Here is a 674-nt window from a genome sequence, read left to right as displayed (position 1 = left end):
CTCGAGCCCGGGATGACGTTGCTCGACATCGGCTGCGGCTGGGGCGGAGCACTGCAACGGGCGATCGAGAAGTTCGACGTCAACGTCATCGGAATCACGCTCAGCCGCAACCAGTTCGAGTACAGCAAGGCGAGGCTGGCGGCTATTCCGACCGAGCGCAACGTCGAGGTCCGGCTGCAGGGCTGGGAGGAGTTCGACGACAAAGTCGATCGGATTGTCACCATCGGCGCCTTCGAGGCGTTCAAGGCCGAACGTTGGCCCGCATTTTTCGAGCGCGCCTACGGCATCCTTCCCGACGACGGCCGGATGTTGCTGCACACAATTTTGACGTATCAATGGCAAGAAATGCCCGCGCGCGGCATCACGCTGACGATGAGCGACATCCGATTCGCGCGATTCATCTACAAGGAGATTTTCCCCGGCGGGCAGCTGCCGGCGCAGGAAGACATTTTGAAATTGGCGCCGGCGGCCGGGTTTACGGTTGAAAAAGTGCAATTGCTGCGGGAACACTACGCGCGCACCCTTAATATATGGGCGGCCAATTTAGAGGCCAACCGGGAAAAGGCGATCGCGATCCAGTCCCAAGAGGTCTACGAGCGCTACATGAAGTACCTGACCGGCTGCGCCAAGCTGTTCCGCCAGGGCTACACCGACGTCAACCAGTTCACGTGTGA

1 protein-coding gene is annotated in these 674 nt (G+C 59.9%); it reads left to right on the top strand.

The annotated features are described in order from the left end of the window. A partial coding sequence (locus A9X04_RS21000; protein ID WP_067924536.1) for a class I SAM-dependent methyltransferase occupies positions 1-674 on the top strand: 674 nt, incomplete at both ends.

The sequence above is a fragment of the Mycobacterium sp. E3247 genome, assembly GCF_001667785.1.
Lineage (GTDB): Bacteria > Actinomycetota > Actinomycetes > Mycobacteriales > Mycobacteriaceae > Mycobacterium.
Note: the sequence above shows the minus strand (reverse complement) of the source record. Positions and strands in the feature narration are given on the sequence as shown.